Source organism: Pseudomonas sp. H3_A02, assembly GCF_054671965.1.
Map to the genome: position 1 here is coordinate 3,760,104 of NZ_CP162807.1, position 26,054 is coordinate 3,786,157.

At 61.5% G+C, this 26,054-nt stretch carries 24 protein-coding genes and 1 pseudogene; 7 read left to right on the forward strand and 18 right to left on the reverse strand.

Going from position 1 to position 26,054, the window contains the following annotated elements; genetic code table 11:
- Positions 1 to 282 precede the first annotated feature (282 nt).
- From AB4N80_RS16805 to AB4N80_RS16815, 3 genes are all read left to right on the forward strand, one after another.
- Positions 283 to 732 (forward strand): hypothetical protein, encoded by a 450-nt coding sequence (locus tag AB4N80_RS16805; protein ID WP_060741745.1) that lies wholly within the window; start codon positions 283 to 285, stop codon positions 730 to 732.
- 151 nt (positions 733 to 883) lie between these two features.
- On the forward strand, positions 884 to 1,894 hold the full coding sequence (locus tag AB4N80_RS16810; protein ID WP_122565846.1) for an ABC transporter substrate-binding protein: 1,011 nt from the start codon (positions 884 to 886) through the stop codon (positions 1,892 to 1,894).
- A gap of 130 nt (positions 1,895 to 2,024) precedes the next feature.
- A complete protein-coding gene (locus tag AB4N80_RS16815) occupies positions 2,025 to 2,462 on the forward strand; it encodes a DUF3995 domain-containing protein (protein ID WP_122565845.1) in 438 nt (145 codons plus the stop codon).
- Between the two features lie 125 nt (positions 2,463 to 2,587).
- On the opposite strand, the gene AB4N80_RS16820 is transcribed toward AB4N80_RS16815, so the two are convergent.
- The 8 genes from AB4N80_RS16820 to AB4N80_RS16855 form a co-directional block, all read right to left on the reverse strand.
- Positions 2,588 to 2,992 carry a hypothetical protein gene (locus tag AB4N80_RS16820; protein ID WP_460090450.1) on the reverse strand — a complete coding sequence of 135 codons (405 nt, stop codon included), beginning with the start codon at positions 2,990 to 2,992 and terminating at the stop codon, positions 2,588 to 2,590.
- 734 nt (positions 2,993 to 3,726) lie between these two features.
- On the reverse strand, positions 3,727 to 4,080 hold the full coding sequence (locus AB4N80_RS16825) for a Na+/H+ antiporter subunit G (protein WP_460078016.1): 354 nt from the start codon (positions 4,078 to 4,080) through the stop codon (positions 3,727 to 3,729).
- Positions 4,077 to 4,355, reverse strand: a complete 279-nt coding sequence (locus AB4N80_RS16830) for a K+/H+ antiporter subunit F (protein WP_003202841.1) — start codon at positions 4,353 to 4,355, stop codon at positions 4,077 to 4,079. Before AB4N80_RS16830 ends, AB4N80_RS16825 begins: the two co-directional genes overlap by 4 nt.
- A complete protein-coding gene (locus AB4N80_RS16835) occupies positions 4,352 to 4,840 on the reverse strand; it encodes a Na+/H+ antiporter subunit E (protein ID WP_122565842.1) in 489 nt (162 codons plus the stop codon). The genes AB4N80_RS16830 and AB4N80_RS16835 overlap by 4 nt, the downstream gene beginning before the upstream one ends.
- Positions 4,837 to 6,522 carry a monovalent cation/H+ antiporter subunit D gene (locus tag AB4N80_RS16840; RefSeq protein ID WP_460078018.1) on the reverse strand — a complete coding sequence of 562 codons (1,686 nt, stop codon included), beginning with the start codon at positions 6,520 to 6,522 and terminating at the stop codon, positions 4,837 to 4,839. Before AB4N80_RS16840 ends, AB4N80_RS16835 begins: the two co-directional genes overlap by 4 nt.
- On the reverse strand, positions 6,519 to 6,863 hold the full coding sequence (locus AB4N80_RS16845; RefSeq protein WP_003202835.1) for a Na+/H+ antiporter subunit C: 345 nt from the start codon (positions 6,861 to 6,863) through the stop codon (positions 6,519 to 6,521). The genes AB4N80_RS16840 and AB4N80_RS16845 overlap by 4 nt, the downstream gene beginning before the upstream one ends.
- Positions 6,863 to 9,787: a monovalent cation/H+ antiporter subunit A gene (locus AB4N80_RS16850; RefSeq protein WP_354338377.1), complete on the reverse strand. Its 2,925-nt coding sequence runs from the start codon at positions 9,785 to 9,787 to the stop codon at positions 6,863 to 6,865. The genes AB4N80_RS16845 and AB4N80_RS16850 overlap by 1 nt, the downstream gene beginning before the upstream one ends.
- Positions 9,788 to 10,130: 343 nt before the next feature.
- Positions 10,131 to 11,135, reverse strand: a complete 1,005-nt coding sequence (locus AB4N80_RS16855) for a DMT family transporter (protein ID WP_460083098.1) — start codon at positions 11,133 to 11,135, stop codon at positions 10,131 to 10,133.
- A 12-nt stretch (positions 11,136 to 11,147) separates the two neighbouring features.
- Between AB4N80_RS16855 and AB4N80_RS16860 the strand changes: the two genes are divergently transcribed.
- Both AB4N80_RS16860 and AB4N80_RS16865 read left to right on the forward strand, forming a co-directional pair.
- Positions 11,148 to 11,711 carry a helix-turn-helix domain-containing protein gene (locus tag AB4N80_RS16860; protein ID WP_305481785.1) on the forward strand — a complete coding sequence of 188 codons (564 nt, stop codon included), beginning with the start codon at positions 11,148 to 11,150 and terminating at the stop codon, positions 11,709 to 11,711.
- Positions 11,712 to 11,728: 17 nt separating this feature from the next.
- Positions 11,729 to 13,171, forward strand: a complete 1,443-nt coding sequence (locus AB4N80_RS16865; protein ID WP_460078020.1) for an FAD/NAD(P)-binding protein — start codon at positions 11,729 to 11,731, stop codon at positions 13,169 to 13,171.
- 187 nt (positions 13,172 to 13,358) lie between these two features.
- On the opposite strand, the gene AB4N80_RS16870 is transcribed toward AB4N80_RS16865, so the two are convergent.
- From AB4N80_RS16870 to AB4N80_RS16880, 3 genes are all read right to left on the reverse strand, one after another.
- A complete protein-coding gene (locus AB4N80_RS16870) occupies positions 13,359 to 14,468 on the reverse strand; it encodes a Gfo/Idh/MocA family protein (protein ID WP_460078021.1) in 1,110 nt (369 codons plus the stop codon).
- A 233-nt stretch (positions 14,469 to 14,701) separates the two neighbouring features.
- A complete protein-coding gene (locus AB4N80_RS16875) occupies positions 14,702 to 15,469 on the reverse strand; it encodes an SDR family oxidoreductase (protein ID WP_003180553.1) in 768 nt (255 codons plus the stop codon).
- A 24-nt stretch (positions 15,470 to 15,493) separates the two neighbouring features.
- Entirely contained in the window at positions 15,494 to 16,561 is a 1,068-nt protein-coding gene (locus AB4N80_RS16880) for a phosphotransferase family protein (RefSeq protein WP_122565836.1), read from the reverse strand.
- Between the two features lie 197 nt (positions 16,562 to 16,758).
- On the opposite strand from AB4N80_RS16880, the gene AB4N80_RS16885 reads away from it, so the two are divergent.
- Positions 16,759 to 17,154: a DUF4280 domain-containing protein gene (locus AB4N80_RS16885; RefSeq protein ID WP_003202818.1), complete on the forward strand. Its 396-nt coding sequence runs from the start codon at positions 16,759 to 16,761 to the stop codon at positions 17,152 to 17,154.
- A gap of 212 nt (positions 17,155 to 17,366) precedes the next feature.
- Here the strand turns inward: AB4N80_RS16885 and AB4N80_RS16890 are convergent, their stop codons facing one another.
- Positions 17,367 to 18,284: a methyl-accepting chemotaxis protein gene (locus tag AB4N80_RS16890; RefSeq protein ID WP_439653610.1), complete on the reverse strand. Its 918-nt coding sequence runs from the start codon at positions 18,282 to 18,284 to the stop codon at positions 17,367 to 17,369.
- A 3-nt stretch (positions 18,285 to 18,287) separates the two neighbouring features.
- Positions 18,288 to 19,394, reverse strand: a pseudogene (locus AB4N80_RS16895) (FIST signal transduction protein); the annotation flags it as partial.
- A 323-nt stretch (positions 19,395 to 19,717) separates the two neighbouring features.
- Between AB4N80_RS16895 and AB4N80_RS16900 the strand changes: the two are divergent.
- Positions 19,718 to 20,824 (forward strand): hypothetical protein, encoded by a 1,107-nt coding sequence (locus AB4N80_RS16900; protein ID WP_122565875.1) that lies wholly within the window; start codon positions 19,718 to 19,720, stop codon positions 20,822 to 20,824.
- A 309-nt stretch (positions 20,825 to 21,133) separates the two neighbouring features.
- Here the strand turns inward: AB4N80_RS16900 and yghU are convergent, their stop codons facing one another.
- The 5 genes from yghU to AB4N80_RS16925 form a co-directional block, all read right to left on the reverse strand.
- Entirely contained in the window at positions 21,134 to 21,973 is an 840-nt protein-coding gene (gene yghU / locus AB4N80_RS16905) for a glutathione-dependent disulfide-bond oxidoreductase (RefSeq protein ID WP_122565832.1), read from the reverse strand.
- A 43-nt stretch (positions 21,974 to 22,016) separates the two neighbouring features.
- Entirely contained in the window at positions 22,017 to 22,751 is a 735-nt protein-coding gene (locus tag AB4N80_RS16910) for a substrate-binding periplasmic protein (protein ID WP_122565831.1), read from the reverse strand.
- Between the two features lie 29 nt (positions 22,752 to 22,780).
- The gene (locus AB4N80_RS16915; protein WP_122565830.1) at positions 22,781 to 24,124 is read right to left on the reverse strand and encodes a GGDEF domain-containing protein; all 1,344 of its coding nucleotides are present in this window, start codon (positions 24,122 to 24,124) and stop codon (positions 22,781 to 22,783) included.
- 1 nt (position 24,125) lies between these two features.
- Positions 24,126 to 24,884 (reverse strand): substrate-binding periplasmic protein, encoded by a 759-nt coding sequence (locus tag AB4N80_RS16920; protein WP_460078023.1) that lies wholly within the window; start codon positions 24,882 to 24,884, stop codon positions 24,126 to 24,128.
- A gap of 123 nt (positions 24,885 to 25,007) precedes the next feature.
- Positions 25,008 to 26,003, reverse strand: a complete 996-nt coding sequence (locus AB4N80_RS16925; RefSeq protein WP_305481781.1) for an aldo/keto reductase — start codon at positions 26,001 to 26,003, stop codon at positions 25,008 to 25,010.
- Positions 26,004 to 26,054 lie beyond the last annotated feature (51 nt).

Here is a 26,054-nt window from a genome sequence, read left to right on the forward strand (position 1 = left end):
GCTTTTTTAAGTGAGAAATTTCCCTAAAGTTAGTCGTCCCAACTTTTCCGATGCTCAGAGTGGCGTTTTCCTTCAGCCTCTGGCGACCCCCCGGGAAAGACGGCGAGAGCGGCAACCTTTAGTCTGCTCTCGGCCCGGGACAGGGCGCGCCGTTCATTTCGAATTTCAGTGACAGGTCCATTACGACACTACAGTCGGTACGGGTTCTCGTGGTCCGTCCTTTGCGCAGGGCGGGTCTTTTTCAAAAATGGGGATGTTTCCTTGGCAGTAAGTAATCTCGACATGCATGCGTTATTTGTACTTGGTGACCTGCGGGCAAAACTGGTCAAGCAATTCCAGTCACGTTTCGTCTACATCACTGAGCAGACCGCCGAAGGTATTTATGTCGCCGAAATCGACACCGAGTCGGCCCTGGTGGTCGATGACAAGCCCAGGCTCGAGCTCAAGGTCGGTGATCATTTTCGCGCGGCAGTATTGCCCAGCCGCGAAGGTGGCAAGTTTGAAATCCGTTTTCGCGAAATCAAGCTGACGGTCTATGGCCTTGGCGATTACGCCTTCGTCACGACCCCTGGTGGCCATGCCATCCTGTTCAAGGAAGGCCACAGCGTGGTGACCGTGTTCGCGGCCAACGAACAGTTGCAGGAAGGCTTGACCAAGACCTTGAAGGCGGTCACCGCCAAGGCCGCCAAGTGGCGCAAGGGCGAACTGGTGACTTTCAAGGCCAGTGAGTGACCGTTTCAGAGCCTGTGCGCCCAAACCGCTGACAGTTTCGCAAGGCCTCGCTGGAACCTCGGCTACAGTCAATTGACTGAATTATTCAAGGCTTGCGTTCGGTTACGCAGGGCCGTTCAGCGATTGCTGTATCTGGCATGAGGTGCAAAGCATGAAACGAGTTCGACAGTGGCTGGCCGCCTGGGCCACCTTCGCTGTGTTGGTTTCACCCCTTCCGGTGTCGGCCGCCACAGCGCCGATCCACTTTGCCGACTTGAACTGGGAAAGTGGCAGCCTGATCACCGATATCCTGCGAGTCATCGTCGAAAAGGGCTATGGATTGCAGACCGATACCTTGCCCGGGACCACCATTACCCTGGAAACCGCCCTGGCCAATAACGACATCCAGGTGATCGGTGAGGAATGGGCCGGCCGCAGCCCGGTGTGGGTCAAGGCCGAGGCCGAAGGCAAGGTGGTCGCCTTGGGCGATACGGTCAAAGGCGCGACCGAAGGCTGGTGGGTGCCCGAGTACGTCATCAAGGGCGATCCGGCCAAGGGCATCAAGCCCTTGGCGCCGGACCTGCGCAGTGTCGAGGACCTGGCGCGCTACAAGCACGTGTTCAAGGACCCGGAGAGCCCCGACAAGGGCCGCTTCCTCAACAGCCCTATCGGCTGGACCTCCGAGGTGGTCAACAAACAGAAGCTCAAGGCGTATGGCTTGTCTGACAGCTACGTGAATTTTCGCAGCGGCTCGGGGGCGGCGCTGGATGCGGAAATCAGCTCGACGATCCGCCGGGGCAAGCCAATCCTGTTTTACTACTGGTCGCCCACGCCGCTGCTCGGGCGCTTCAAGCTGGTGCAGTTGCAAGAGCCGCCGTTCGATGCCGAGGCCTGGAAGACCCTGACCGACGCCGATAACCCCAACCCGAAGCCGACCCGTTCACTGGCCTCGAAGCTGTCGATCGGTGTCTCCGTGCCCTTCCAGAAGCAATACCCGGACATTGCCGAGTTCTTCAGCAAGGTCGACTTGCCCATCGAGCCGTTGAACAAGGCCCTGGCCGACATGAGCGAGAAGCGCACGCCACCCCGTGAAGCCGCCGAGGCGTTCCTCAAGGCCCACCCTGAGGTCTGGCAGGCCTGGTTGCCCAAGGAGGTCGCCGACAAGGTGTCCGCCGGTCTGTAGTGTCCCAGCGGGTTGAACGCTTGATCCTGGGCAATGAATCATTCACTGGAAACTGGCAACCTGCGTCCGTCCAGCGAAATGCCAAATTCGAGCTAGGATGATTGTTCAACCTTTTTCAGGAGGCTGGCGAATGACGCTTTTCTTGGCTCGGTCGCTGGTCGCAGTGTTTGCGACCATCAGCTTGATTCATTTGTATTGGGCCCTCGGCGGGCGGTGGGCGGCCCTGGCGGTGGTCCCCCAGGTACCGGTGAAGCAAGGGGAGGCGCTGCGACCGGCGTTCGACCCCTCGGGCTGGCTGACCTTGCTGGTGGCCCTGGCACTGCTGATGATTGCGCTGCTGGTGTGCCTGCGGGTCGGCCTGCTGGCGCAGCCGGTCACCCACCGGGCCTTGCAATGGCTGATCAGTGCGATCGCCTTGCTGATGTTCGCCCGGGCCATTGGCGAGTCGGAGCTGGTGGGCTTCTTCAAGGAGGTCAAGGGCTCGACTTTCGCCAGGCTCGACACCTGGGTCTATTCGCCGTTGTGCGTGGTGCTTGGGGCTGGGTTGCTGACGGTGGCGTGGGCCTGAGTTTCCAACTCACCCAGGGCTGCATGTAATTGCAGACAAACCCAGCCAACCGCAATCTTTGTGGCCAGGGAGCTTGCTCCCGCTGGGCTGCGCAGCAGCTTCAAAAAGGCCGAACACAAGTCAGCCTATCCGCCATAACAGTTCTCATAAATGGCTTTGGCTTTCCACCGGTCCGTATCCGTAAATTCATTCAGCATCGCAAAATGTCCCACCATCAGATCGTTGCAAACAAAAACCTTTTTTATGGATTGATCATGCTGGTAAGTGCAAATGCTGCCAAAACTATGGTTTCCTCTTGCAATCCCAACAGGGAAGTCATAGATGTCAGAGCAGTCTTTTATGGCGCCTGAGTAGCCTTTGCGCTTCAAGCTTTTATTGAATGCTTCTGTGCGCTCGATCATTACTTTTGGATCTTCTATAGTCCTCACAACCGACGCATTCTCCTTCCACTCGATTTCTCGAGAAAAAACGCCAGTGGAAAACCCTGAAAGCATCAAAAAAGCAACCAAAAAGAATGATTTTTTCTTCATTGAGCTTCCTCTGAGAGACTATCTTGCTAGGCAATTTTCCATGCTGCGCCTGAAGTGGAATGCGCCCTCTTTGGCCCCAAGATCCATGTAGTAGGGGCCGCTACCTTTAATGTCCACTATGAGTTGATGTGCTTCGGGCTGGAAAGTGACACGGGTTCTTAATCCAGTTGCATTAGTGTTTGGATAGTCGCCTGTTTCCAGTGTCCCGTCATGAATGTCCAGTCGAGTCACAGTCGTTTCCCATTTGGGATTCTTAACTGATAAAGCTTGAATGGTTTTTTGCGCGCATGACATAACTTCTTCGGTCGACACTCGTGAATCTGTCTCCCAGCTTGCTCGTGAATGTGGCTCGAGTTGGCTGCAACCGCTCAGGGCCAGCCCATATGTCAGCCAAACAATCATCCTCGTTAAAAAAGAAGTTCTCATAGGCGGACCTGTTATTGGCCGAGTGCTCCAGTTTGCCTGATGGGTATGACCTGAGCGGATGTACTTGGCACAAATGTTTGCCGCCCCAATATTAAGCGTTCCATTGTTACCGTTTCGAGTGTTGTCGCTGACTCTACTCATATAAGTAACGGAGGTTCTGGTGGTCAGCTATCGACCAAACCCGGCAGCTCAGAATTGCTGAACACATGTAAGCCTGACACACCGAAGTGGCAGGTCTCAGGGCTGCTGCGCAACCCAGCGGGAGCAAGCTCCCTCGCCACAAAAGCTGTACCGGCTCGAGATACCTGTCAGTCGGTTCGGCGGCTGCTCACTTCCGCCGGCACATCATCCCCAGCCATGCGTTTGCGGAACAAGGCCGCCCGGGCCAGCAGCAGGGTGGTCACCGGGACGGTGATCGACAGCAGGATCGGGATCAGCCATGCATGCAACACCGGCCCGGACTTGAGCGCCGAGAAATAAATGATCGAGGCCAGTGCCACGCTCCAGGCACCCAGTGTAGAGGCCAGGGCCGGTGGGTGCATGCGCTGGAAATAGTCCTTCAAGCGCACCAGGCCGATCGCTCCGGCCAGGGCGAAGAGGCCGCTGAGCACCAGCAGGATCGCCACCGGGATTTCCACCCACATCGACAGTTCGCCGTTCATTCGATCACCTCGCCACGCAGCAGGAACTTGGCCAGGGCGAACGAGCCGACAAAGCCGAACAGGGCGATCAGCAGCGCCGCCTCGAAATAGGTGTCACTGGCATAACGGATGCCCAGCACCAACATCATCAGCATCGCCACGATGTACAGATAGTCCAGGGCCAATACCCGATCCTGGGCCGACGGGCCCTTGAACAGCCGCCACAGGGTCAACACCATCGCCAGGGAGAACAGGAACAGGCTCAACAGGATCGCATTGGACAGCAGCGGGCTCATTCGAAAATCTCCATCAAGGGGCGCTCGTAGGTGGCCTTGAAATGCGCGATGAATGACGCCTCGTCTGCCAGGTCGAACACGTGCATCAACAGGATGCTGCGATCCAGGGCCAGTTCCGACCAGACGGTCCCGGGAATCACCGTAGTGATCATCGACAGCGCGGCCAGGCCGTTGGCATCGCGCAGGTCCAGTGGCACCTTGATGAACCGCGAGCGAGGCGGGCGGCGCCCGGCGTTCAGCACGCCCCAGGCCACCGCCAGGTTGGACACCAGCACGTCGCGGCCCACCAGCAGGAACAAGCGCAACATCACCCACGGCCGGCGAATACGGATGGGCCGCGGTCGCAACGGGCGCATCATCAATGGGGCGAGGAACCCCAGCGCGGCGCCCAGCAGCAGATGGCCGGCGCTGAGAGACACATTCAACACCAGCCACAGCACGCACAGCGCCAGGGACAACCACGGGGCGGGAAACAGGCGCTTCATGGCTGCACCTCCCGCAACGCGGCGCGGGTTTCCGGGTTGGGCACGGCGCGGGTGGCGAGTACCGACATCACGTAATGTTCCGGGGTGTTCAGCGCATCGGCGGCGGATTGGGTATAGCGCAGCAACGGCTCGGCCTTGAAGGCCAGGGCGATGCCCAGGCCCAGCAGCACGATGATCGGCAGGCATTCGAATGGCCGCAGCAACGGTGACGGTCGCTCTTGCGGCGTCCAGAAGCGCTGGATGCCCAGGCGCGAGAACGCGATCAACGAGGCCAGCCCCGACAGGATCAACAACGCCAACAAGCCCCAGGCCTGGTTCGACACCGGTGCCCCGGCGCTGGCCTCGAGCCCTTGGGGATTGAGCAAGGCGCTGAGCAGGCTCAGCTTGCCGATGAACCCCGAAAGCGGCGGCATGCCGATGATCAACAGCGCACAAAAGATAAAGCTCAAGCCAAGGAAAGCCATGGTCCAGGGAATCACTTGCCCGACCACGGCTTTCTGCTCGTCATCGAGATTGATGCCCTTGGGCGGCTGCAAGGATTCCAGCGGTCTCGGCAAGGTGTCGAAGTCGTCGTCCAGGGACAGCTCGTTGGCCGAGCGCGAGCGTTCGATCAGCTCGGCCAGCAAGAACAGCGCGCAGAGCGCCAGGGTCGAACTCACCAGGTAAAACAGCGCCGCACCTATCAGGTTCGGTTGGGCGAAGCCGATGGCCGACAACAGGATTCCGGCCGAGACCAGGATGCTCAGGCTCGCCATGCGTTCCAGGCGTTGGGCCGCGAGAATGGCGATGGCGGCGCAGACGATGGTCGCCATGCCGCCGTAGACCAGCCAGTCGGCGCCGAAATACGCCGAGGCGCCGGCCTGGCCGGAGAACAGCAGTGTCCACAGGCGCAGGATCGTGTAGACGCCAACCTTGGTCATGATCGCAAACAGCGCCGCCACCGGTGCGCTGGCGGCGCTGTAGGCCGGCACCAGCCAGAAATTCAGCGGCCACATGCCGGCCTTGGCCAGGAACGCCACCGCGAGAATGCCTGCCCCGGCGTGCAGCAAGCCGCGGTCGGCCTCCGGCACCAGCGGGATTTTCAGGGCCAGGTCGGCCATGTTCAACGTGCCGGTGACGCCATAGATCAGCGCCGCGCCGATCAGGAACAACGACGAGGCCAGCAGATTGATGGAAATGTAATGCAGCCCCGACGATACCCGCGCCCGACCTGACCCGTGCAGCATCAAACCGTAGGAAGCTGCCAGCAGTACCTCGAAGAACACGAACAGGTTGAACAGGTCCGCCGTCAGGAAGGCGCCGTAGAGGCCCATCAGCTGGATCTGGAACAGCGCATGGAAACTGGCACCGGCGCGGTCCCAGCGGGCCGTAGCGAAGAGCAGGGCGCTGACGCCGATGATGCCGGTCAGCACCAGCATCAGCGCTGACAGGCGATCGACCACCAGGACGATGCCGAACGGCGCCTGCCAGTTGCCGGGCAGGTACACGCCAATGGAAGCGGGCAAGGCCTGGTCCTGGGTCCAGTACAGCAACAGCACGGCGATGCCCAGGCCCAGCAGGCTGGAAAACAGATTGATCCGGGCCTTGAGCGGGCGGTGTTTCTCGCCCAGCATCAGCATCATCGCGGCGGTCAGCAGCGGCAGCAGGATGGGGGCGGCGATCAGATGGGGCGTCAATATCATTCCTTGGGCTCCCGACCGTCCACATGGTCGGTACCGGTCAGGCCCCGGGACGCCAGCAGTACCACCAGGAACAGCGCGGTCATGGCGAAGCTGATCACGATGGCGGTCAGCACCAGTGCCTGGGGCAGCGGGTCGGTGTAGTGCAGCAGGTCCTGGGGCACGCCGTCCTTGATGATCGGTTCCTTGCCGATGAACAAACTGCCCATGCTGAAGATGAACAGGTTGACGCCGTAGGACAATAGGCACAGGCCCATGACCACCTGGAAGGTCCGTGGCCGCAGCACCAGCCAGACACCGGAGGCGGCCAGTACGCCGATTGCGATTGCGATGACTTCTTCCATCAGGCGGTGGCTCCTTTGACGGGGGCGACGGGTTTGGCTTGCAGGCCCGGTTTATGGGCGCGCACCGACTGGTGAGCCAGGGCGGTGAGGATCAACAGGGTGGAACCGACCACCACGGCGTACACCCCGATGTCGAAGAACAGCGCGCTGGCCAGATGGATATCTCCCAGCAGCGGTAATTCGAAATGCCAGGTGTGGGTGGTCAGGAACGGATAACCCACGGCCATCGATCCCAGGCCCGTGGCGGTGGCGAACAACAGCCCGGTACCCATCCAGCGCAGCGGCCGCAGGCTCATTTGCGCCTCGACCCACTGGGTGCCGGCGACCATGTATTGCAGGATGAATGCCACGGACATCACCAGCCCGGCCACGAAGCCGCCACCGGGTTGATTGTGACCGCGCATGAACAGGTAGAACGACACCACCAGGGCAATCGGCAATAGCAGGCGCACCAGCACCGACGGCACCATCATGAAACCCAAGGCGGTGTCGCTGGCATGGCGCGGGTTGACCAGGTCGGTGACCACGTCCGGTGCCAGCAGGCGCTGTTGCGCCGGCAGTTGCATGCTTTCCTTCGGTGGGCGGAAACGCCGCAACAGGGCGAACACCGCCAGGGCCACCGCCACCAGCACGGTGATTTCACCGAGGGTGTCGAAGCCGCGGAAGTCCACCAGCATCACGTTCACCACATTACTGCCGCCGCCTTCGGGCAGGGCGCGGCTCAAGTAGAACGACGAAATGTCGTTGGGCGTCTGCCGTGTCAGCATCGCATAGGACAACAGCGCCATGCCGCCGCCGACGGCGATGGACAGCAGCAAGTCCCGCAGGCGGCGGATGCGCGCGCGGCGCTCGCTGTTGGGCAGCGGCGAGACGTCCTCGATCCGCCGTGGCAGCCAGCGCAGGCCCAGCAGGATCAACACCGTGGTCACCACTTCCACCACCAGTTGCGTCAAGGCCAGGTCGGGGGCGGAGAACCAGACGAAGGTCACGCAGGTCATCAGGCCGCAGACACTGACCATGGTCAGGGCCGCGAGCCGGTGATACTTGGCCTGCCAGGCCGCCCCCAGGGCACAGGCGATCGCTAGCAGCCACAAGGTGACGAAGACGATGGAACCGGGGATCTTCGGTCGGTCGCCCCAGACCAGCGTGCTGTGCAGCATCGGGATCAGCCCGGCCAATACCGCCGCCAGCACCAGGAAAAAAAGTTGGGCTTGCAGGCGCCGGGTACTGATCTTGCGTTCCAATCGTCGGCCCTGGCGCATCATCAGTACCAGGCAACGTTCGAACAACCGCTTGCCGCTGAGCCGACCAATGAACGGCGGATGCTTGATGTGACCTAGCCGGAGTTGCTTGCGCAACAATAGGTACAGGACGATGCCGCCGGACATCGCCACCAGGCTCATGATCATCGGCGCGTTCAGGCCGTGCCAGATCGCCAGGCTGTAATCGGGCAGCGTGCCGCCCACCACCGGCAACGCGGCGGCCGCGAGCAACGAGCCGACCACCTGGGCCGGAAAAATCCCCACCAACAGGCAGGTGAACACCAGCAATTCCACTGGCGCACGCATCCAGCGCGGTGGTTCGTGAGGGGTATGGGGCAGGTCGGTGGCGGTGGGGCCGAAGAACACATCCACGGTGAAGCGCAGGGAATAGGCGACACTGAAGGTCCCGGCAATGGTGGCGATGATCGGCAACGCCAGCTCGACCCAAGCCGTGGCGGAAATGAACACCGTCTCGGCGAAGAACATTTCCTTGGACAGGAAACCATTGAGCAGCGGCACGCCGGCCATGGCCGCGCTGGCGACCATGGCCAGGGTCGCGGTGAACGGTATCAGCCGCACAAGGCCGCTGAGCTTGCGAATGTCGCGGGTGCCGCTTTCGTGGTCGATGATCCCGGCGGCCATGAACAACGATGCCTTGAACGTGGCATGGTTGAGGATATGGAACACCGCCGCCACGGCCGCCAGCGGACTGTTCAGGCCCAGCAGCAGGGTGATCAGCCCGAGGTGGCTGATGGTGGAGTAGGCCAGTAAGCCCTTGAGGTCGTTCTGGAACATCGCGCAGTAGGCGCCCAGCAACAACGTACAGGCCCCCGCGCCGCTGACGATGTAGAACCATTCTTCACTGCCCGACAGCGACGGCCATAACCGCGCCAGCAGGAACACCCCGGCCTTGACCATGGTCGCCGAGTGCAGGTACGCCGACACCGGCGTGGGAGCGGCCATGGCGTGGGGCAGCCAGAAGTGGAAGGGAAACTGGGCGCTTTTGCTCAGGGCGCCGATCAGGATCAGTGGCAACAGAATGGGGTAGAGGGCATGGGCACGGATCAGGTCGCCGGCGGCCAGGACCTTGTCCAGCTCATAGCTGCCCACCACATGGCCGAGCAGCATCACCCCGGCCAACAGGCAAAGCCCGCCGGCCCCGGTCACCATCAAGGCCATGTAGGCACCGCGTCGAGCGTCGGCGCGGTGGTGCCAGTAGCCGATCAGCAGGAACGAGAACAGGCTGGTCAGTTCCCAGAAGAACACCATCTGGATCAGGTTGCCGGAAATCACCAGCCCGAGCATGGCGCCCATGAACGCCAGGAAAAAGGCGAAGAAGCGCGGCACCGGATCGTCCGGCGACATGTAATAGCGGGCGTACAGCGACACCAGCGTGCCGATGCCCAGCACCAGCAACGAAAACAGCCAGGCAAAGCCGTCCAGGCGCAGCACGAAGTCCAGGCCCAGGCTGGGCAACCACTCATAGTGCTCGCGGATCACGCCGCCGTCGGCGATTTGCGGGTACAGCAAAGCCACCTGAACCGTGCCGGCCAGGGCTACGAGGCCGGCCAGCAGCGATTCGGCGTTACGGGCGTTATGCGGCAGCAGCGCCGCGACACAGCTGCCGATGAAGGGCAAAAGCAATAGAACTATCAGTGACATAGGCTTCTATTCGGCGGGAGGTTGTGAAGGATCATACGTGGCGTATTCCCGATCACCAACCGCGAGGGTGTCGCAGAATCCTACAAGGTTGGTTGAATTTTCGGGCTTTGCGTTGTTTGGGGGAGGGGAGATAGAGTCAGAGCTAGCCACAAATACCGCGTGATACACATCACCTGTGGCGAGGGGATTTATCCCCGCAGGTCTGCGCAGCAGACCCAAAGCAGGTAATTCCATAGAGCTGACACACCGCACCGGCAGGTTTCGGGGCCGCTACGCGACCCAGCGGGGATAAATCCCCTCGCCACAGGATTTTGCCCGCCGCTATTTCGCTGGTCCACCGGCCTCACTGCTCGCGCTCAAGCACCTCATCAACCTCGACCTCACCTTTGCTCCGGGTCTTCAGCTCACTGACAATCACCGCCGCCACGATCAGCGCCGCGCCGAACAAGGCAATGGCCGGCAGCCGCTCACCCGCCAGGCGTCCGGCAATGCCGGCCCAGACCGGTTCGCCGGCATAGATCAGCGTGGCGCGGGTGGGCGAGACGCTTTTCTGTGCCCAGTTCATCGCCACCTGGATCGCTGCGCTGGCGGCGCCCAGGCCCACGGCGCTGATCAGCAGCAACATGGAAAAATCCGGGATCGCCTCCTGGGTCGGCACCACCATCAGGAACGCCAGCACCGCCGTGCTCGCCAGTTGCACCACGGTCACCCGGCGCACATCGACCTGGCCGGCATAGGCGCTGATCAGGATGATTTCGGCGGCAATCGCGATGGCGCTGATCAGCGTGGCGATTTCACCGGGGCTGAAGTTCAGCGAGGCCCCGGCCGGGCCCGATACCAGCATCAGTCCGGTGAACGCCAGCATGATACCGAGGCTGGGCATCAAGCCCGGTCGACGGCCCAGCACCAGCCATTGCAGCAAGGGCACGAACGGCACGTAAAGCGCGGTGATGAACGCCGATTGGCTGCTGGGGATGGTTTGCAGGCCGACGGTCTGCAGGCCGTAGCCGAGCATGATCGCCACGCCGATGAAGCCCCCGGCCTTGAGTTCGAACAGGGTCAGGTCTCGCAGATGCCGCCAGGAAAACAGCGCGACAAATGCGGCCGCGGCGGCGAAGCGCAGGCCGACGAAAAACATCGGCCCGCTGACCGTCATGGCATGCTGCACCAATAGAAAAGTCCCGCCCCAGATCATGGTAATCAGCACCAGCACGCATTCGGCCTTGCTGAACCTTGAGAAACGGGGGGAAGCTTGCGGGGAGTTCGCCGATGCCATGACCTTGCGCGCCACTTGAGGCGGACGCACAATGCGTCCGAAGTTGGGCAGTATAATGCGCAACCCAGCCATGTGAGCAATATAGTGCACAAAGAATCCGGCCAGCGGGCCTCCGTCCTGCAACACGTCAGCCAGAACGTCCGTCGTCTGCGGCATGCCGCCGAGCTCAGCCAGACGGCGCTGGCCGAGCTGTCGGGAGTCAGCCGGCGGATGCTGGTGGCTATCGAGGCCGGCGAAAAGAACGTCAGCCTGACCACCCTGGACCGGGTCGCCGAAGCCCTCGATGTCGCCTTCAGCGACTTGATTCAAGCGCCCGACGCCCGCGACCCGAGCCGCATCAACGAACTGGTCTGGACCGGTGTGATCCCGGGCAGCAAAGCTGTGTTGCTCGCCAAGGCCACCGCCAGCCGTGAGGTAGAACTTTGGGAATGGCGGCTGGAGCCGGGCGAGCATTACCATTCCGAGTGCGACGCAGATGGATGGAGCGAACAACTTTATGTATTCGAAGGCTGCCTGACGTTGCTGCTGGGCAGCGAAGAGCGCCGCATCGGCGTCGGTGAGTTCTTCATGTTCGCCAGCAACCAGCCCCATGCCTATCGCAACGATGGCTCGGTGGCGGCGAGATTCGTACGCAACGTGGTGATTTGATGCCTGGGGAGAGCGGTATGGACACAGCGCTGGAGCGACAGGGCGGCGGGCTCATCCGCGAAGCCGATATGCTGATCATCGGCGGCGGCCTGAGCGGTGCCATGCTGGCCGCGCAGTTGCTGCGCCTGCCGGGCCGGCGCGAGGTGCTGATCGTCGAGCCGCGCAGTGAATTGGGCCGGGGCGAAGCCTACAGTGCCGTGGAACTGGGCCACACCTTGAACGGCAACGCGGCGCGCATGAGCGTTGACCCGGACAACGCCGATGACCTGACTCAATGGCTCACCGCGTTCATCGAAGCCGGCGGCTGGCCCGAGTCGGATCAGCAGCACGTGCCCATCAGCGAGTTGTTCCCACCCCGGGGGATGTTTGGCCTCTATGTGCAGCAACGCCTGGCCGAAGCGCGCGAGAGGGGCGCACAAAACGGTTCGACCGCCGAGCATGTGCGTGGGGAGGCCGTGGACCTGCGGCTTGTCGACGATGCCGTGATGGTGACGCTGGACGATGGCCAAATCTTGCGTGGCCGTTTCGCGGTGCTGGCCACCGGCATGTTCCCGGCGGCGCGCACCCCGCAAACCGAATCCAGCGGCTTGAATGCCGCGGCCCTGGATCCCTGGGATGTGGCTGCGATGCGTCAGCTCGACCCGCAGTCCACGGTGCTGATCATTGGCTCGGGGTTGACCATGGTCGATGCCGTCGTGTCCCTGGAACAGGCCGGGCATCGCGGGCCGATCGAAGTGTTTTCCCGCCACGGCCTGCTGCCCCATGTGCGCCGCCAACCGCCGGCCTGGGTGGATTTCCTCGCCGAGGATCACAGCCTGCGTTCGCCCCGCCAACTGATGCGAGCCCTGCGCGAGCAATGCCGCCAGGCCCAAGCCCAAGGGATCGATTGGCAGGCGCCGCTGGATACGGTACGCGCGCACATCGGGCGTTTGTGGAACCAGGCCAGCGATGTGCAGCGCCGACAGTTCGTGCGGCATGTGCGGCCATGGTGGGAGAGCCATCACCATCGTTCGCCACCGTTGAGTGCGGAGCTGGTGGCGCGTTTGCACGGGGAAGGGCGGTTGCGGATTCATGCGGCGTCGTTCAAGGGGCTGGCAACGTCTGCCGAAGGCTTAGTGGCCATTTGCATTCGCCGACGGAACGAGGCTGGACTGGAAGTGGTGCAGGGCGCCGCGTTGATCAACTCCAGCGGCATCGAATATGACTGGCGTCGCGTTGCCAGACCGTTACCGCAACAGCTATTGGCGCGAGGGCTGATCCAGCCGGGGCCGCTGGCCCTGGGCATCGCCGCGCGTGCCGATGGCGCGGTGCGGGATGCCCACGGCGAGCCGGCCAGCCGCCTGTTCGCCATGGGCCCGCCACTGCGGGGGATGTGGTGGGAAAGTACTGCCGTGACCGATGTGGCGAGCCAGGCCAAGGCGTTGGCGGCAAGGTTGGTTGAATTGCAAACCCAAGATTGAAGTTGGACACCCTCTGTGGCGAGGGGATTTATCCCCGCTGCGTGGGAGCAAAGCTTGCTCGCGATGCAGGCGCCTCGGTTCCCAGGGAGACCGCGTCATCTTCATCGCGGGCAAGCCTTGCTCCCACAGGTGGGGATAAGTCCCTTTCCAACGGTTCACAAAATGGGCACAAATGAGCGGTTATAGCTCACCTCACCTTGACCCAACGCTCCTCCCGCGCCGCCACACGAATCGCCGCCGCCAGCCGCTCCACTTCCCAGGCCTCGTCGAAGTCTGTCCCGCCGGCGCCTTCGCCAGTGAGGGCCATGATCAGCTCCTGCACCTCCAACGTCTTCAATTCGTTGTAACCCAACTGATGCCCGGCAGCCGGGCTGAACGCGGCATAGCCAGGCAAGTCCGGGCCCGCCAGCAGGCGCTGGAAGCCTGGCTGACCGGCGCGACACAGGCGCAGTTCATTGAGCCGTTCCTGATCGAACGCCAGGGTGCCGAGGGTGCCGCTGATCTCGAAACTCAGGTGGTTCTTGTAGCCGTGCTTGAGCCAACTGCTGCTCACCGTGCCGCGGGCGCCATTGGCGAAACGCAGCAGCCCGTGGAACTGGTCATCCACGGCGATGGCCCGTTGTTCGGCACTGCCGACGCTGGCAGGGCGTTGGTTGTGCACGGTCTGGCTGTCGGCGCACACGGCCTCGACATCGCCCAACAAGTGCCGGGCCATGGCCAGCAAGTGGCTGCCCAGGTCCGCCAGTGCGCCACCGGCGTGGGTCGCTTCGCAACGCCATGACCACGGCGAGGCGGGATCGGCCATGAAGTCTTCGCTGAACTCGCCCTGGAAACTGATGATCTGCCCCAGTTCGCCGCGTTGAATCATGTCCCGCGCCCGTTGGATGATCGGGTTGTGCTGGTAGTTGTAGCCGACCCGCGTCACCACCCCGGCGACCTTGGCCGCCTGGCGCATCTGCTCGGCCTGCTCCAGGGACACCGCCAGAGGCTTTTCACAATAGACCGCTTTGCCAGCCGCCAGCGCGGCCATGGCCATCGGGAAGTGCAGATGGTTCGGTGTGGTAATGGCGACCAGATGAACCTTCGGGTCGTCGATCAGCCGTTGCCAGTCGCTATGGGCCGTCTCGAACCCCCAGCTTTGGGCACATTGCCGGGCACGCTGCGGATCGGCGTCGGCCAGGGCCGTCAGTGTCAGGTTCAGGGGGAGGTCGAACACCGCTTTGGCATTGTGGAACGCCAAGGCATGGGCACGGCCCATGAAGCCGGTGCCAATCAGACCGATGCCGAGTTCGCGCATGAGAAAGAGCCCTTTGAATTTTTGTTTTCAGGAGGGCTATTTATGGAATAAATATTCTTTAATTGCAAATGTTGGAATAAATATTCATTTCTGCGATCCCAGAGAATCCATTGTGGGAGCGAGCTTGCTCGCGATAGCGGCGGGTCAGCCAGTACTTGTATGACTGATGAAACGCTATCGCGAGCAAGCTCGCTCCCACAGGTGATTTCACAGGAATTCCATTAAGCCCGCCGTCAGGACAGGAACCCACCATCCACATTCAACGCCACGCCCGTGGTATAGCTCGACGCATCGCTGGCCAGGTACAACACCGCGCCGGCCATTTCGCTTGGGTCGGCCACGCGCTTGAGGGGGATCTGCGCCAGGGCGGTCTTCAGGATCGCGTCGTTCTTGACCAGCGCCGAGGCGAACTTGGTGTCGGTCAGGCCTGGCAAGAGGGCGTTGCAGCGGATGCCGAACTGCGCGCATTCCTTGGCGAAGACCTTGGTCATGTTGATCACCGCGGCCTTGGTCACCGAGTAGATGCCCTGGAAGATCCCCGGCGAGATGCCGTTGATCGACGCCACGTTGATGATGCTACCGCCGCCGTTTTCGCGCATCAGCTTGCCGGCTTCCACGGACATGAAGAAATAGCCGCGGATGTTCACATCCACGGTTTTCTGGAAGGCACCCAGGTCGGTGTCCAGCACGTTGCAGAACTGCGGGTTGGTGGCGGCGTTGTTCACCAGGATGTCCAGGCGCCCGAACTGTTCGCGGATACCGGCGAACACCTGGCTGATCTGCTCCATTTCACCGATGTGGCAGGCGATGGCGGTGGCCTTGCCGCCGGCGGCGATGATCGCATCGGCCACGTGCTGGCAACCGTCGAGCTTGCGGCTGGATACGATCACATGGGCGCCTTGCTGGGCCAGCAGTTTGGCGATGGCTTCGCCGATGCCGCGGCTGGCCCCGGAAACGAAGGCGATTTTACCGTCGAGGTCGAACAACTGGGTCTTGGACATGCTGTTTCCTTGTTATGGGGGCGCTCAGAGCGTGGATTTACCGATGACCTGCAGGCTCATCTGCTCCAGCAGTGTGTTCATCTGAACGAACTGCGCGAAGCGTTTGTCCTGGGTCTGGCCGTGGAAGAAGCGGTAGTAGATCTGCTGGACGATCCCGGCCAGGCGGAACAGGCCGTAGGTGTAGTAGAAGTCGAAATTGTCGATGCGGATCCCGGCGCGCTCGGCGTAGTAATCGACGAATTCGCGGCGGGTCAGCATGCCGGGGGCGTGGCTCGGTTGGCGACGCATCAGTTGCACTGGCGCCGGGTCGTCGGCCTCGATCCAGTAGGCGAGGCTGTTGCCCAGGTCCATCAACGGGTCGCCGAGGGTGGTCAGTTCCCAGTCCAGCACACCGATGATCTGCATCGGGTTCTGCGGGTCGAGGATCACGTTGTCGAAGCGGTAGTCGTTGTGGACGATGCTGGACGTCGGGTGGTCGGCGGGCATCTTGTCGTTGAGCCAGGCCTTGACCGTCTCCCATTTCGGCGCATCGGGGGTCAGGGCTTTTTCGTAGCGGTCGCTCCAGCCACGGATCTGCCGGGCCACGTAGCCTTCGGGCTTGCCCAGGTCGGCCAGGCCGCACGCGTTGTAGTCGACGCGGTGCAATTCGACGAGCCGGTCGATGAAACTCTTGCACAGCGCTTCGGTGCGGGCCGTGTCGAAGCCCAGCTCCGGCGGAAGGTCGGAGCGCAGGATGATGCCGTTGACGCGTTCCATCACATAGAACTCGGCGCCCATCACCGCTTCGTCGGTGCAATGCACGTAGGCTTTGGGGCAGTACGGGAACGCTTCGCGCAATTGGTTGAGGATGCGGAACTCACGGCCCATGTCGTGGGCGGACTTGGCCTTGTGGCCGAACGGCGGCCGGCGCAGGACGAATTCCTGTTCGGGGTATTCCAGCAGGTAGGTCAGGTTCGACGCGCCCCCGGGAAACTGGCTGATCCGCGGCAGGCCGGTCAGGCCGGGAATGTGGGCCTTGAGGTACGGGTCGATCAGGTTGGCATCGAGTTCTTCACCGTCGCGCACGCGGGTGGACTGATCAGTAAACGCCATGCTTATCCCTTCTGCTTATTTTGGAGGCCATCGATCATTGGCTAATCTAATGGCGCGTGGGAGGCGTCACAAGCACGCCAGGGTCTTATAGGTTAGCGTGTTGCCGGATAATCAGCGGGCTTGATGCATGGCGACGTGCGCGTTGGAGGCGGGCGAGCTATGGTTTGGGGTGAGTCGCTTTCAAAGGAGCCGCCGCGATGGGATGCCCGCAAGTCTGTGGCACCGCGACCCTGCAATGCAGCTTCGGTGCTGCCCCGGCGGTGCTCAATGTGCTGCCGGTCAATCGCCTGCTGACCGGCGGGATGCCGGCGGCGAACATCATGGATCACATCCCGCTGGTGAACATCACCACCTTCGGCATGTGCATGAGCCTGGCGAACCCCACCGTGGCCGCGGCCACCGCAGCGGCCCTGGGCGTGCTGACCCCCATGCCCTGCATCCCGGCCACCGCCGCCCCGTGGATCCCCGGCGGCGCACCGACCCTGTTGCTGGGCAACATGCCGGCCATCGATGCGAACAGCACCTTGATGTGCACATGGGCGGGGGTGATCAAGATCGTCGTGCCGGGGCAGGTGCAGATGTTGATTCCCTGACGGTGACGGCTGCGAGCAACCACAAGCTCCCAGTGGGCACAAATCCCTGTGGGAGCTCAGGGTAATTGTGATGCCTGCGGGCAACTCAAAAACTGTGGGAGCGAGCTTGCTCGCGATGACGGCGGCACAGTCAACATCACTGCAAACTGATCCACCACAGCAGGATCTGCGGTGGTCGCCCAATCTCGATCCAGTGCCTGGGCGACTCGGCCTCAAGCACTGGCGTGAGTCAGCCCGGTCAAGGTGTCCGCGATGGCCTTTGTGCGTTGTGCCGTGCCTTCGGTGGTACGGCTCGAGTCTTCCAGTGCATCGAGCATCTCGCGCAGGGCGCTCACGGCGACGGACTGGTCTTCGATCTGTTGGGCAACCCCTTGGATCTCCGTCGAGAGCAGGTCGATGTCCACACCGATTTCCGCAGCATTCTGGCGGGTGATTTCCGCGAGCTTGCGGACCTCATCGGCCACCACCGCAAACCCTCTGCCCATCTCACCCGCCCGCGCGGCTTCGATGGCGGCGTTGAGGGCCAACAGGTTGGTCTGTCCGGCGATTTGCTGGATGACCTGCACGATCGACTGAATACGCAAGCTCGAACTGGCGAGCGCTCGGGCACCGACCACGGCTTCACCCGCTTGCGTGGCCAGTTGCTCGACGGTCGTGCCGGCCTGCTCGGCGACGCTGTTTTGCCGGTCTATCGTGCCCGTCAGGTCATCCATCGACAGGTGAAGCTCGCCCGAGTAATGCTTGATTTGCGTTGCCATCTGCGCTTGCTGCTGGCTGGCCTGCGCCAACACCATGCCCAGGTCTGTCAGGCCGTCGAACACCGGCAGGATTGTCTGGTCCAGGCCGCGAGTGTCCAAGGCACTGCTGAAATCATTCATCTTGAAGGCCATGATCTGCTTGACCACGACATGGTTCAGGCCCGCCAATTTCTTGATCTGGCGGCGCAGGAAAAACGCCTTGAACTCGCCATAGTGGGCGATGAAGTTATCGACGTATTCATCGACAAAACCGGCGCCCTTGGTGACTCTGAAGAAGAAAATCGCCGTGAGCGTCTGGTTAAGGTTCAGGCCGAGGATTTCACCAAACGTCGAGAAGCCGGCCAAAGGCACATCCCCGAAAATGCCGGCCATGCTGCCCAGATCGCTGCTGTTGTTGAGCCGGCGCAGGATGCAATCGTTGAGAATAGCGGCCACCGGCCGACCACCTTTACCCTTGAGGAATTTCTCGTAGTCGAGCCGGGTCGCCTCGCGCAGGGGCGTGCGCTTGACCATCACCAGCTCTTCGCCGGGCGCCACGTCGCAGAACAGCTGGATGATCTGCTGCTGATAGTCGATGCGGGCAATGGAACGGACGAACAGCTCATCACCCACGCGGATGGCGAATGAATAATCGGCCAGCTTCTTCTCCAGCGCCTGGGCACTGCACTCGAATGCCTCGCACAGCGCCTGGACCATGCTCTTGATGTTCCCGCGGCTGTCGATGACCTGGTCGATGGTGCGGTCCTCGACCGACGCGGTCAGCACGCTGAAGGTCAACCCGGCCGGTTGGAAGTTCTGGCTCTTGAACACCCCGAAGCGCACGTCCGCCGCGGTTTTCAGGAAGACAATCTGCGCATGGTTCTGATAGCTACGCTGCCCATCGCTGATCAGGGTCTTTTTGAAATCCGTCTTGCCACCGGCTGAACCGCCGACGAACAGGCAAGGGAAGCGCCCCGATTCATAGAGCGCTTCCATAAAAAACGACTCGGAAGCCGAAAGACCATCGAACACCACGTAGGCCAAGGTATCGCGATGGTCGATGGGCGTGCTCACCTGCGCCTGCTTGATGTTATTCACCAATCGGGTGATTCGCTCACGCATGGCCAAGCGTTTGCCGCCCCCGCGAATGTCTTCGCACTCCAGCGGCACCATCACCACCTCGGCCGACACAATCACACTGGTGTCAAACAGCTGCAGCACCACCCGGTCCCAGGTTTCGCCGGTCTGGCAATACAGTGTGTTTGCAGCGTTGCACAGCTCTCCCGAGGTCGTGCACAGGCTGATTGCGCTGTGGGGGAAGCGCTTCTTGATCTTGGCGGCGATCTGGTCGATGTCCAGGTGGGGGGAGACGAAACCGGTGATCAATACAGGGGTGATACGTACGTTGGCCAGCGCCTGGTCGAGTTCACCCGAAGTGCAGGCCACGCTGACCGTCCCTTGAGTGCGGGTTCGGGCTTGGTTGAAGAGGTTCGGTAGGTTCATGGCTGGACTCGGTTGAGCGCGACGTGATGCGTACGAGGGATGCGTGCGGGGTCCTTTCGCTGTAACGGTCACGGCTGAGGGGCTTGTGTGGGCGTGAGCTTGTGCTATTTGCGGGGGTGGTCCATAGGGGCTTTTGGTTGGGGTTTGCTCCGTCTGTTGGGCAGAGACTTTCGTATAGGTCTCGGGGAAACCTACGGAAGAACCAGTTCTTGCTGGACGGCAAAGACTCACCCGCTATGCTTCGACGATGGCGTCTTGCCATTCACCACAACCAACCCCAAGCGCGAAACGAGAACCTGCTCGTCATCGCCCAGAGACAATCCATGAATACATACAAGGCCATGTCGGGAGTTGCTTGGGGTGTTTTGTTGGGTTGCATCTGCCAGGCCAACGCTTTTCAGCTCTCGCCGGATGGCACCTTGGCTGAGCGGGAGATGGCCAAGAAATATGGGGTTTCCTATAAGGCGACGGTGCCTTTCGCCAGTTTTGCGCTGCATAACTTTTCCGATCCTGCCCATGAGGCGCTGACGCAGAAGATCTATGGATGTGACGGGGATTGGCAGGATTGCAGTAACCCCAACCTGGAGAATGCCGGCGCCTACGTTATTGCCGGGGTTCGCTGGAACGATGATCCGGTATTCATGCCGGGCGCGGAAGACGCCAAGACCAAGGGCTGCAATGGGCGTTACTCGGTTGGGTTTATTTCGCAGACGCGGTGTTGGGTCAATCTCTTCGAGAAAGCAGAGGCCATAAGCGTTTCCGATCCGATGGCGTTCATGGGAGCGGGGAACTACATCTCTCGTTCGCATTTTGGCGATCTGCAATTCTTGCATGCAATGGCGTCCCAAGAGGGCAACGCGCCGGAGAAGACCAAGCGTGAAATCATGATGTGGGCCGAGTTCGCCTGGGGGGTTGCCGATGGAACCTATCCCATCAATACCTATTTGAAAGACATCAAGATCGAAGGCTGGGAACAGCATTTCAATAACGGCCAGACCGTGCAGGATCTTTTTGCGGTGGGGCGTCCATGGTTGCGGGCGAATGTGAATCAGGTGGCGTTTGGCAGTTTGCTTCACCTTGTCCAGGACAGCTTTGCCGGGGGGCATGCGCAGCGGCGCGAAGAGGTGCTGGGTGACAAGTGCATGGGAGGCGCCGAGGCTGTGCTGGGGCGGATCGAGGAGTTTCATTCTTACGCGCGGCAGGATCATGCCAAGCACAAGGACGATGACGCCAGTTCAGTCGCCAGGCTCATGTTGATGGCGCATGAACCGGATGTTGTGGATGCCGGCAAGAAGCTGCGGGGGTTTATCGCCGATCGCAAGAAATGGGCAGATGTCAGGCCTTATCTGGATGAGTGTGTTTTTGCCCTGGCCACTGAAACGACTCCGGCGTCGGCGGGCGATGGGTACAGGCTGGAAGCCAACCGCTGAACACTTGACGAAAATCTGGGGAAAGAACTGTGGGAGCGAGCTTGCTCGCGATGGCGTCGATACATTCAGGATTCAATGCCAACTGATCCACCGCCATCGCGAGCAAGCTCGCTCCCACAGGGGGACTGTGCCAGTCGAGGAGCCGAGGGTCACCACCCATCCAGTGTGGGAGCGAGCTTGCTCGCGATGGCGTCGATACATTCAGCATCCAATGCCAACTGATCCACCGCTATCGCGAGCAAGCTCGCTCCCACAGGGGGGCTGTGCCAGTCGAGAAATCGAGGTTCACCGGCGACCTTGCATGGGGCCTCAGCCCAAATCCCCAGCCTCATGCCGCTCCGGCACCTGGCTCGCCTCGTCACCCCACGTGCGATTGACCCGCTGTCCGCGCTGGACAGCTGGGCGCTTGGCAATTTCTTCTGCCCAGCGCTGCACATGGGTGTATTCGTGGGCACTCAGGAATTCGGCGGCGCCGTACACGTTGTTGCGCACCAGTTGCCCATACCAGGGCCAGACCGCGATGTCGGCGATGGTGTAGTCGTTGCCTGCCAGGTATTGGCTTTCGCCGAGGCGGCGGTCCAGGACGTCGAGTTGGCGCTTGGCTTCCATGGTGAAGCGATTGATCGGGTATTCGAGTTTCTCCGGCGCGTACGCGTAGAAATGTCCGAAGCCACCGCCCAGGTACGGGGCGGAGCCCATCTGCCAGAACAGCCAGTTCAGTGTTTCGGTGCGGCCCGCCGGGTCGGTGGGCAGGAAGGCGCCGAATTTTTCCGCCAGGTAAAGCAGGATCGAGCCGGATTCGAAGACCCGGATGGCGGGTTCCACGCTGCGGTCCAGCAGGGCCGGGATCTTGGAGTTGGGGTTGACCTCGACAAAGCCGCTGGAGAACTGGTCACCTTCGCCGATGCGGATCAACCAGGCATCGTACTCCGCGCCCGTATGACCCAGCGCCAGCAGTTCCTCCAGCAGGATGGTCACCTTCACGCCGTTGGGCGTGGCCAGGGAATAGAGCTGCAGCGGGTGCTTGCCAACCGGCAAGGTTTTGTCATGGGTCGGCCCGGCGACAGGGCGGTTGATGCTGGCGAACTGGCCGCCAGACGGGGCGTCGTTTTCCCAGACCTTGGGCGGAACGTAGGACGCTTTACTCATCGGGACATACCTCATCGTTGCTTGCGGTGTGATCCCCCAGAGTCTACCGCTGTTCGTTCATGATCCGTGCGACTTCACCGGACGCCTTGAGTTTTTCGAAAGCGAGTTGGGCCTTGGCGACGACGTCATCCGGCGTGCTCAGGCTGAAGGCCAGGTGGACCCTGTGGGGTTGTTCATCGAGGGTATAGACCTCTTCCAATGAAGTGAAATCCACTTGGGCATCTTGGCTCATCAGGCGCGCGGTGTTTTCCGGCATCGGCAGCAACTGGATCTGCCGATTCAGCAGTTTTTGAAAGTTGTCGTGGTTGTTGGCCGAGATGACCAACCGGGTAAACCCACGCTGTTGCAAGTAAATCTGCTTGGCGTCATTGCGCACCACACCGATGCTGTACTGCTTGGCCTCTTCGAGGTTGTTGACGGCGATATCTTTATTGTCACGCATTTTATAGAGCCGGCTCGCCACCCGATGTATTTCACCCACCCATTTGAACAATGCCTCGCGGGCCGGGGTGCGGTCCAGTGGGAAGATCAGCACGTTGGGCTCGTGCAATGCTTTTTCGTAGGCCCGGGCCCACGGGTACAGCGACAGGCTGTAATCGGTGAGCTGCGCGTTTCTCAGCGTCTCCTCGGCGATGAGAATGCCCGGCCCGACGACCTTGTTGTCACGCTGATAGGCGTACAGGGAGTCTTCGGTCACGACTTCGATTGCCTCGGCGTGGCTTTGCAGGCTGATCGAGGCGAGTAGCAAGCATGAGCAGAGTATCAGGCGAACGTGCATAGGCAGACCTCATGACGGCGTGATGGTTGTTACAGGGCAACGCGGTCGCGTCCCTGGTGTTTGGCCCGGTACAGCGCCTGGTCGGCGCGTTGCAGCAATTGATCGAAATGGTCCATGGTTTCCGGGTCCAGCTCGGCGACGCCAATGCTCACGGTGACGAAAGGCGAGACCTTGGAGCCGCTGTGGGGCAGCTCACGTTCCGCCAGGCTGGTGCGAAAGCGTTGAGCCGCCTGACAGGCCTGGGCGGCGTTGATGTTGGGCAGGACCACGACGAACTCTTCGCCGCCTACGCGCGCGGTCAGTTCGCCAGAGCGGCCGAACACGCTGCGCAAGGTTTCGGCGATCTCTTTCAGGCACAGGTCGCCCTGCATGTGGCCGTAGGTGTCGTTGTAGATCTTGAAGAAATCGACGTCGCACATGAGCACGGCCAGCGGGGTGTTGTGACGGATTGCCCGGCGAAACTCGATTTCCTTCAATTCGTCGAAGTAGCGACGATTGGCCAGGCCCGTCAAGGCATCGTGACGGGACAGGGCTTCGAGGGATTGGTTGGCTGCTTTCAGTTCCGCGGTGCGTGCCTCCACCAGTTCGGCCATTTGATCGCGGCTGGCGGCCAGGGCCAGTTCATCCGAACGCTGGCGTTCGAGGTGGGCGCGCAGATTGTCCTGGAGTTCATTGACCTGGAATTCGAGCAGGCTCAGTTCGTCCTGGCGATGCACCGCCCGTTGCAGCTTGAGGTGACGCTTGAGGGTATGCGGCGCGAGTTCGCCCAGGTGACGGGCGATATGCACCACATGCACGGTCACCAGTCGGTTGAACATGGTCATGATCAACCCGGCCAGCAGCAAGGACTGGATGAGCTGGGTGATGACGATGCTGCGCGCTTCGCTCCAGAGGCGCTCCCACAGCAGGTTGTTGTCGCCTTCGATGGTCAGCTCACCGACTTTTTCATGGGCTCCGGCGTAGGGCTGGGCGATGAGCTGGCGATGCAGCACCGGCACCACGCCCGATTGATCGACGGCGTAGCGCTTGAGCTCGATGACTTCAGGCGCTTGCCCGGGGCGCAGGATGTTCAACACCACGCGACCCACGGGGGCTGCCCCGGCAACGCTGGTGATTTGTTGGTCGAGAGATTCGCGATCCAGTTCCCAAATGGCATGGGCCAGGGTGTTCTGGAACACCTGGTCGATCAGGGCCAGCTCCGAATTCATTTCCGCCAGGTTGTTTTCCCAGGCCAGCCAGGTGCGCCAGGTGACCATCGCCAGGGTAAAGAACAGGCAGAACAGCAGCGTTGCCAGCACCAGGCGTCGCCCCAGGGAGCTGAACGCCTTGGTCGGTGGTGGCTGGGAGGACGCCGTGCGGAAAGGGTCACCCATGTCATAACCATTTGCGCAGGATGGCGTCGTAGACCCCGTTGCGACGGATGATCTCAAGGCCGGCGCGGAATTTCTCCACCGTCTCGGTCGGCGTCTTGCGACTGAACGCCATGTTCAGGCCGTCTGCGCTGCTCAGCTCGGGAAGTGCCAGGGAGCGGATCAGCACCTTGTCCGGATCTTCGCCATTCTGGCGCGTCAGGTACAGCGCGTTGAGCTCGTTGGAAATCCACAGCTCCACATGATCGACCTTGAGCTTGCGGTAGTTGTGTTCGTACTTGGTGCTCGACTGCAATTCCTCGCCGATGCGGAAACCCTTCGAGACCAGGTATTGCTCGCCCACGTCCTGATTGACCGTGGCGATCTGGTGACCATGGGCGTCGGCCAGCGAGTCGAGTTTTACCGGCCGGTCCGCCAGCGAGTAGATATACCACTGCGTCGGGCCAATGGTGCCCACCCACTGGAAAAGCGATTCGCGTGCAGGCGTGCGGACGATCGAATAGATCAACACGTTGCTTTCATTGAGCGCCAGGTCGTAGGCCCGGGCCCAGGGCATCGGCTGAATGGGCGCGTCCATGCCGACTTCCTTGAGCACGGCCTGGACCACTTCGGTGCTCATGCCGGTCACGCGCCCGTTCTGCGTCATGTTGTAGGGCGGCAGCTCCTCCGTCACGATGCGCAGCGGTGTCTCTGCCGCGTAAGTGCTTGCAGCGAGGAACATCAGGACGCCCCACATCAGCAGGCGATTAAGCGGCAAACCCATTGATTATTACCCTATGCAACTGGCAGAGCCCGGCGAGGCCTTGGGCTGTTATTGATAGGGTTATCGGCTGGACTGACGCCTGCTTGAGTACGGCCCGTCGAAACCGACAGCCCAGCCGACGGATCAACCGTTCAACAACGTCATCGTCTGCGCCTGGTATCGGTCGCCCGCCACCACACCGTCGCCTGTGAAAATCCCATCCAGCTGGGCCAATTCGTCAGCGTTCAACGCCACCGAAGCCGCCGCCACATTGCTCTCCAGGTACTTGCGCTGCTTGGTGCCCGGGATCGGAATGACGTGGTCACCCTGGGCCAATACCCAACCCAGGGCCAGTTGCGAGGCGCTGATGCCCTTGTCCGAGGCCAAGGCCTTGACCCGTTCGACCAGCGCCAGGTTGCGCTTGAAGTTGTCGGCCTGGAAGCGCGGGTTGAAGCGGCGATAGTCATCGGCGGCAAAATCCTCCGGTGACTTCAGCTCGCCGGTCAGAAAGCCCCGGCCCAAGGGGCTGTAGGCGACGAATGCAATGCCCAGGCGTTTGCAGGTATCGAGCACGCCATTGTGTTCAGGTTCGCGGGACCACAACGAGTATTCGCTTTGCACCGCAGCCAGTGGGTGCACGGCGTGGGCTCGCTGGATGGTCTCGGCGCTGGCCTCCGAGATGCCGATGTGGCGGACCTTGCCGGCCTTGACCAGCTCGGCCATGGCGCCGATGGTTTCTTCGACGGGCACCTCCGGGTCGATGCGGTGCTGGTAGTAGAGGTCGAGGTAGTCGGTGTCGAGGCGCTTGAGGCTGCCGTCGATCGACTGTCGCACATATTCGGGGCGGCCATTGACGCCACGGGCATGGGGATCGCTGCTGCGCACCAGGCCGAACTTGCTCGCCAGGTACAGGCTTTCACGCTTGCCTCGCAGGGCACGTCCGAGCAGTGCTTCGTTGGTATGCGGCCCATACATGTCGGCGGTGTCGAACAGCGTCACACCCAATTCCACGGCGCGGTGCAGCGTGGCAATCGCTTCGCCCTCGTCCGTGCCCGTGGTGTAGAAGTCCGACATGCCCATGCAGCCCAGGCCGATGGAGGAAACGTAAGGGCCGCGATGGCCGAGTTGGCGGGTCTTCATGCTGATAGCTCCTGGAAATGAACGACCTGTGCAGTCTCCAGCAAGGGATTT

Excerpts from the sequence above, each read along its gene's own strand:
- AB4N80_RS16805 (WP_060741745.1), top strand. The coding sequence starts at position 283 with ATGCATGCGTTATTTGTACTTGGTGACCTGCGGGCAAAACTGGTCAAG.
- AB4N80_RS16810 (WP_122565846.1), top strand. The coding sequence starts at position 884 with ATGAAACGAGTTCGACAGTGGCTGGCCGCCTGGGCCACCTTCGCTGTG.
- AB4N80_RS16815 (WP_122565845.1), top strand. The coding sequence starts at position 2,025 with ATGACGCTTTTCTTGGCTCGGTCGCTGGTCGCAGTGTTTGCGACCATC.
- AB4N80_RS16820 (WP_460090450.1), bottom strand. The coding sequence starts at position 2,992 with ATGAAGAAAAAATCATTCTTTTTGGTTGCTTTTTTGATGCTTTCAGGG.
- AB4N80_RS16825 (WP_460078016.1), bottom strand. The coding sequence starts at position 4,080 with ATGAACGGCGAACTGTCGATGTGGGTGGAAATCCCGGTGGCGATCCTG.
- AB4N80_RS16830 (WP_003202841.1), bottom strand. The coding sequence starts at position 4,355 with ATGAGCCCGCTGCTGTCCAATGCGATCCTGTTGAGCCTGTTCCTGTTC.
- AB4N80_RS16835 (WP_122565842.1), bottom strand. The coding sequence starts at position 4,840 with ATGAAGCGCCTGTTTCCCGCCCCGTGGTTGTCCCTGGCGCTGTGCGTG.
- AB4N80_RS16840 (WP_460078018.1), bottom strand. The coding sequence starts at position 6,522 with ATGATATTGACGCCCCATCTGATCGCCGCCCCCATCCTGCTGCCGCTG.
- AB4N80_RS16845 (WP_003202835.1), bottom strand. The coding sequence starts at position 6,863 with ATGGAAGAAGTCATCGCAATCGCAATCGGCGTACTGGCCGCCTCCGGT.
- AB4N80_RS16850 (WP_354338377.1), bottom strand. The coding sequence starts at position 9,787 with ATGTCACTGATAGTTCTATTGCTTTTGCCCTTCATCGGCAGCTGTGTC.
- AB4N80_RS16855 (WP_460083098.1), bottom strand. The coding sequence starts at position 11,135 with ATGGCTGGGTTGCGCATTATACTGCCCAACTTCGGACGCATTGTGCGT.
- AB4N80_RS16865 (WP_460078020.1), top strand. The coding sequence starts at position 11,729 with ATGGACACAGCGCTGGAGCGACAGGGCGGCGGGCTCATCCGCGAAGCC.
- AB4N80_RS16870 (WP_460078021.1), bottom strand. The coding sequence starts at position 14,468 with ATGCGCGAACTCGGCATCGGTCTGATTGGCACCGGCTTCATGGGCCGT.
- AB4N80_RS16875 (WP_003180553.1), bottom strand. The coding sequence starts at position 15,469 with ATGTCCAAGACCCAGTTGTTCGACCTCGACGGTAAAATCGCCTTCGTT.
- AB4N80_RS16880 (WP_122565836.1), bottom strand. The coding sequence starts at position 16,561 with ATGGCGTTTACTGATCAGTCCACCCGCGTGCGCGACGGTGAAGAACTC.
- AB4N80_RS16885 (WP_003202818.1), top strand. The coding sequence starts at position 16,759 with ATGGGATGCCCGCAAGTCTGTGGCACCGCGACCCTGCAATGCAGCTTC.
- AB4N80_RS16890 (WP_439653610.1), bottom strand. The coding sequence starts at position 18,284 with ATGGCCGGCATTTTCGGGGATGTGCCTTTGGCCGGCTTCTCGACGTTT.
- AB4N80_RS16900 (WP_122565875.1), top strand. The coding sequence starts at position 19,718 with ATGAATACATACAAGGCCATGTCGGGAGTTGCTTGGGGTGTTTTGTTG.
- yghU (WP_122565832.1), bottom strand. The coding sequence starts at position 21,973 with ATGAGTAAAGCGTCCTACGTTCCGCCCAAGGTCTGGGAAAACGACGCC.
- AB4N80_RS16910 (WP_122565831.1), bottom strand. The coding sequence starts at position 22,751 with ATGCACGTTCGCCTGATACTCTGCTCATGCTTGCTACTCGCCTCGATC.
- AB4N80_RS16915 (WP_122565830.1), bottom strand. The coding sequence starts at position 24,124 with ATGGGTGACCCTTTCCGCACGGCGTCCTCCCAGCCACCACCGACCAAG.
- AB4N80_RS16920 (WP_460078023.1), bottom strand. The coding sequence starts at position 24,884 with ATGGGTTTGCCGCTTAATCGCCTGCTGATGTGGGGCGTCCTGATGTTC.
- AB4N80_RS16925 (WP_305481781.1), bottom strand. The coding sequence starts at position 26,003 with ATGAAGACCCGCCAACTCGGCCATCGCGGCCCTTACGTTTCCTCCATC.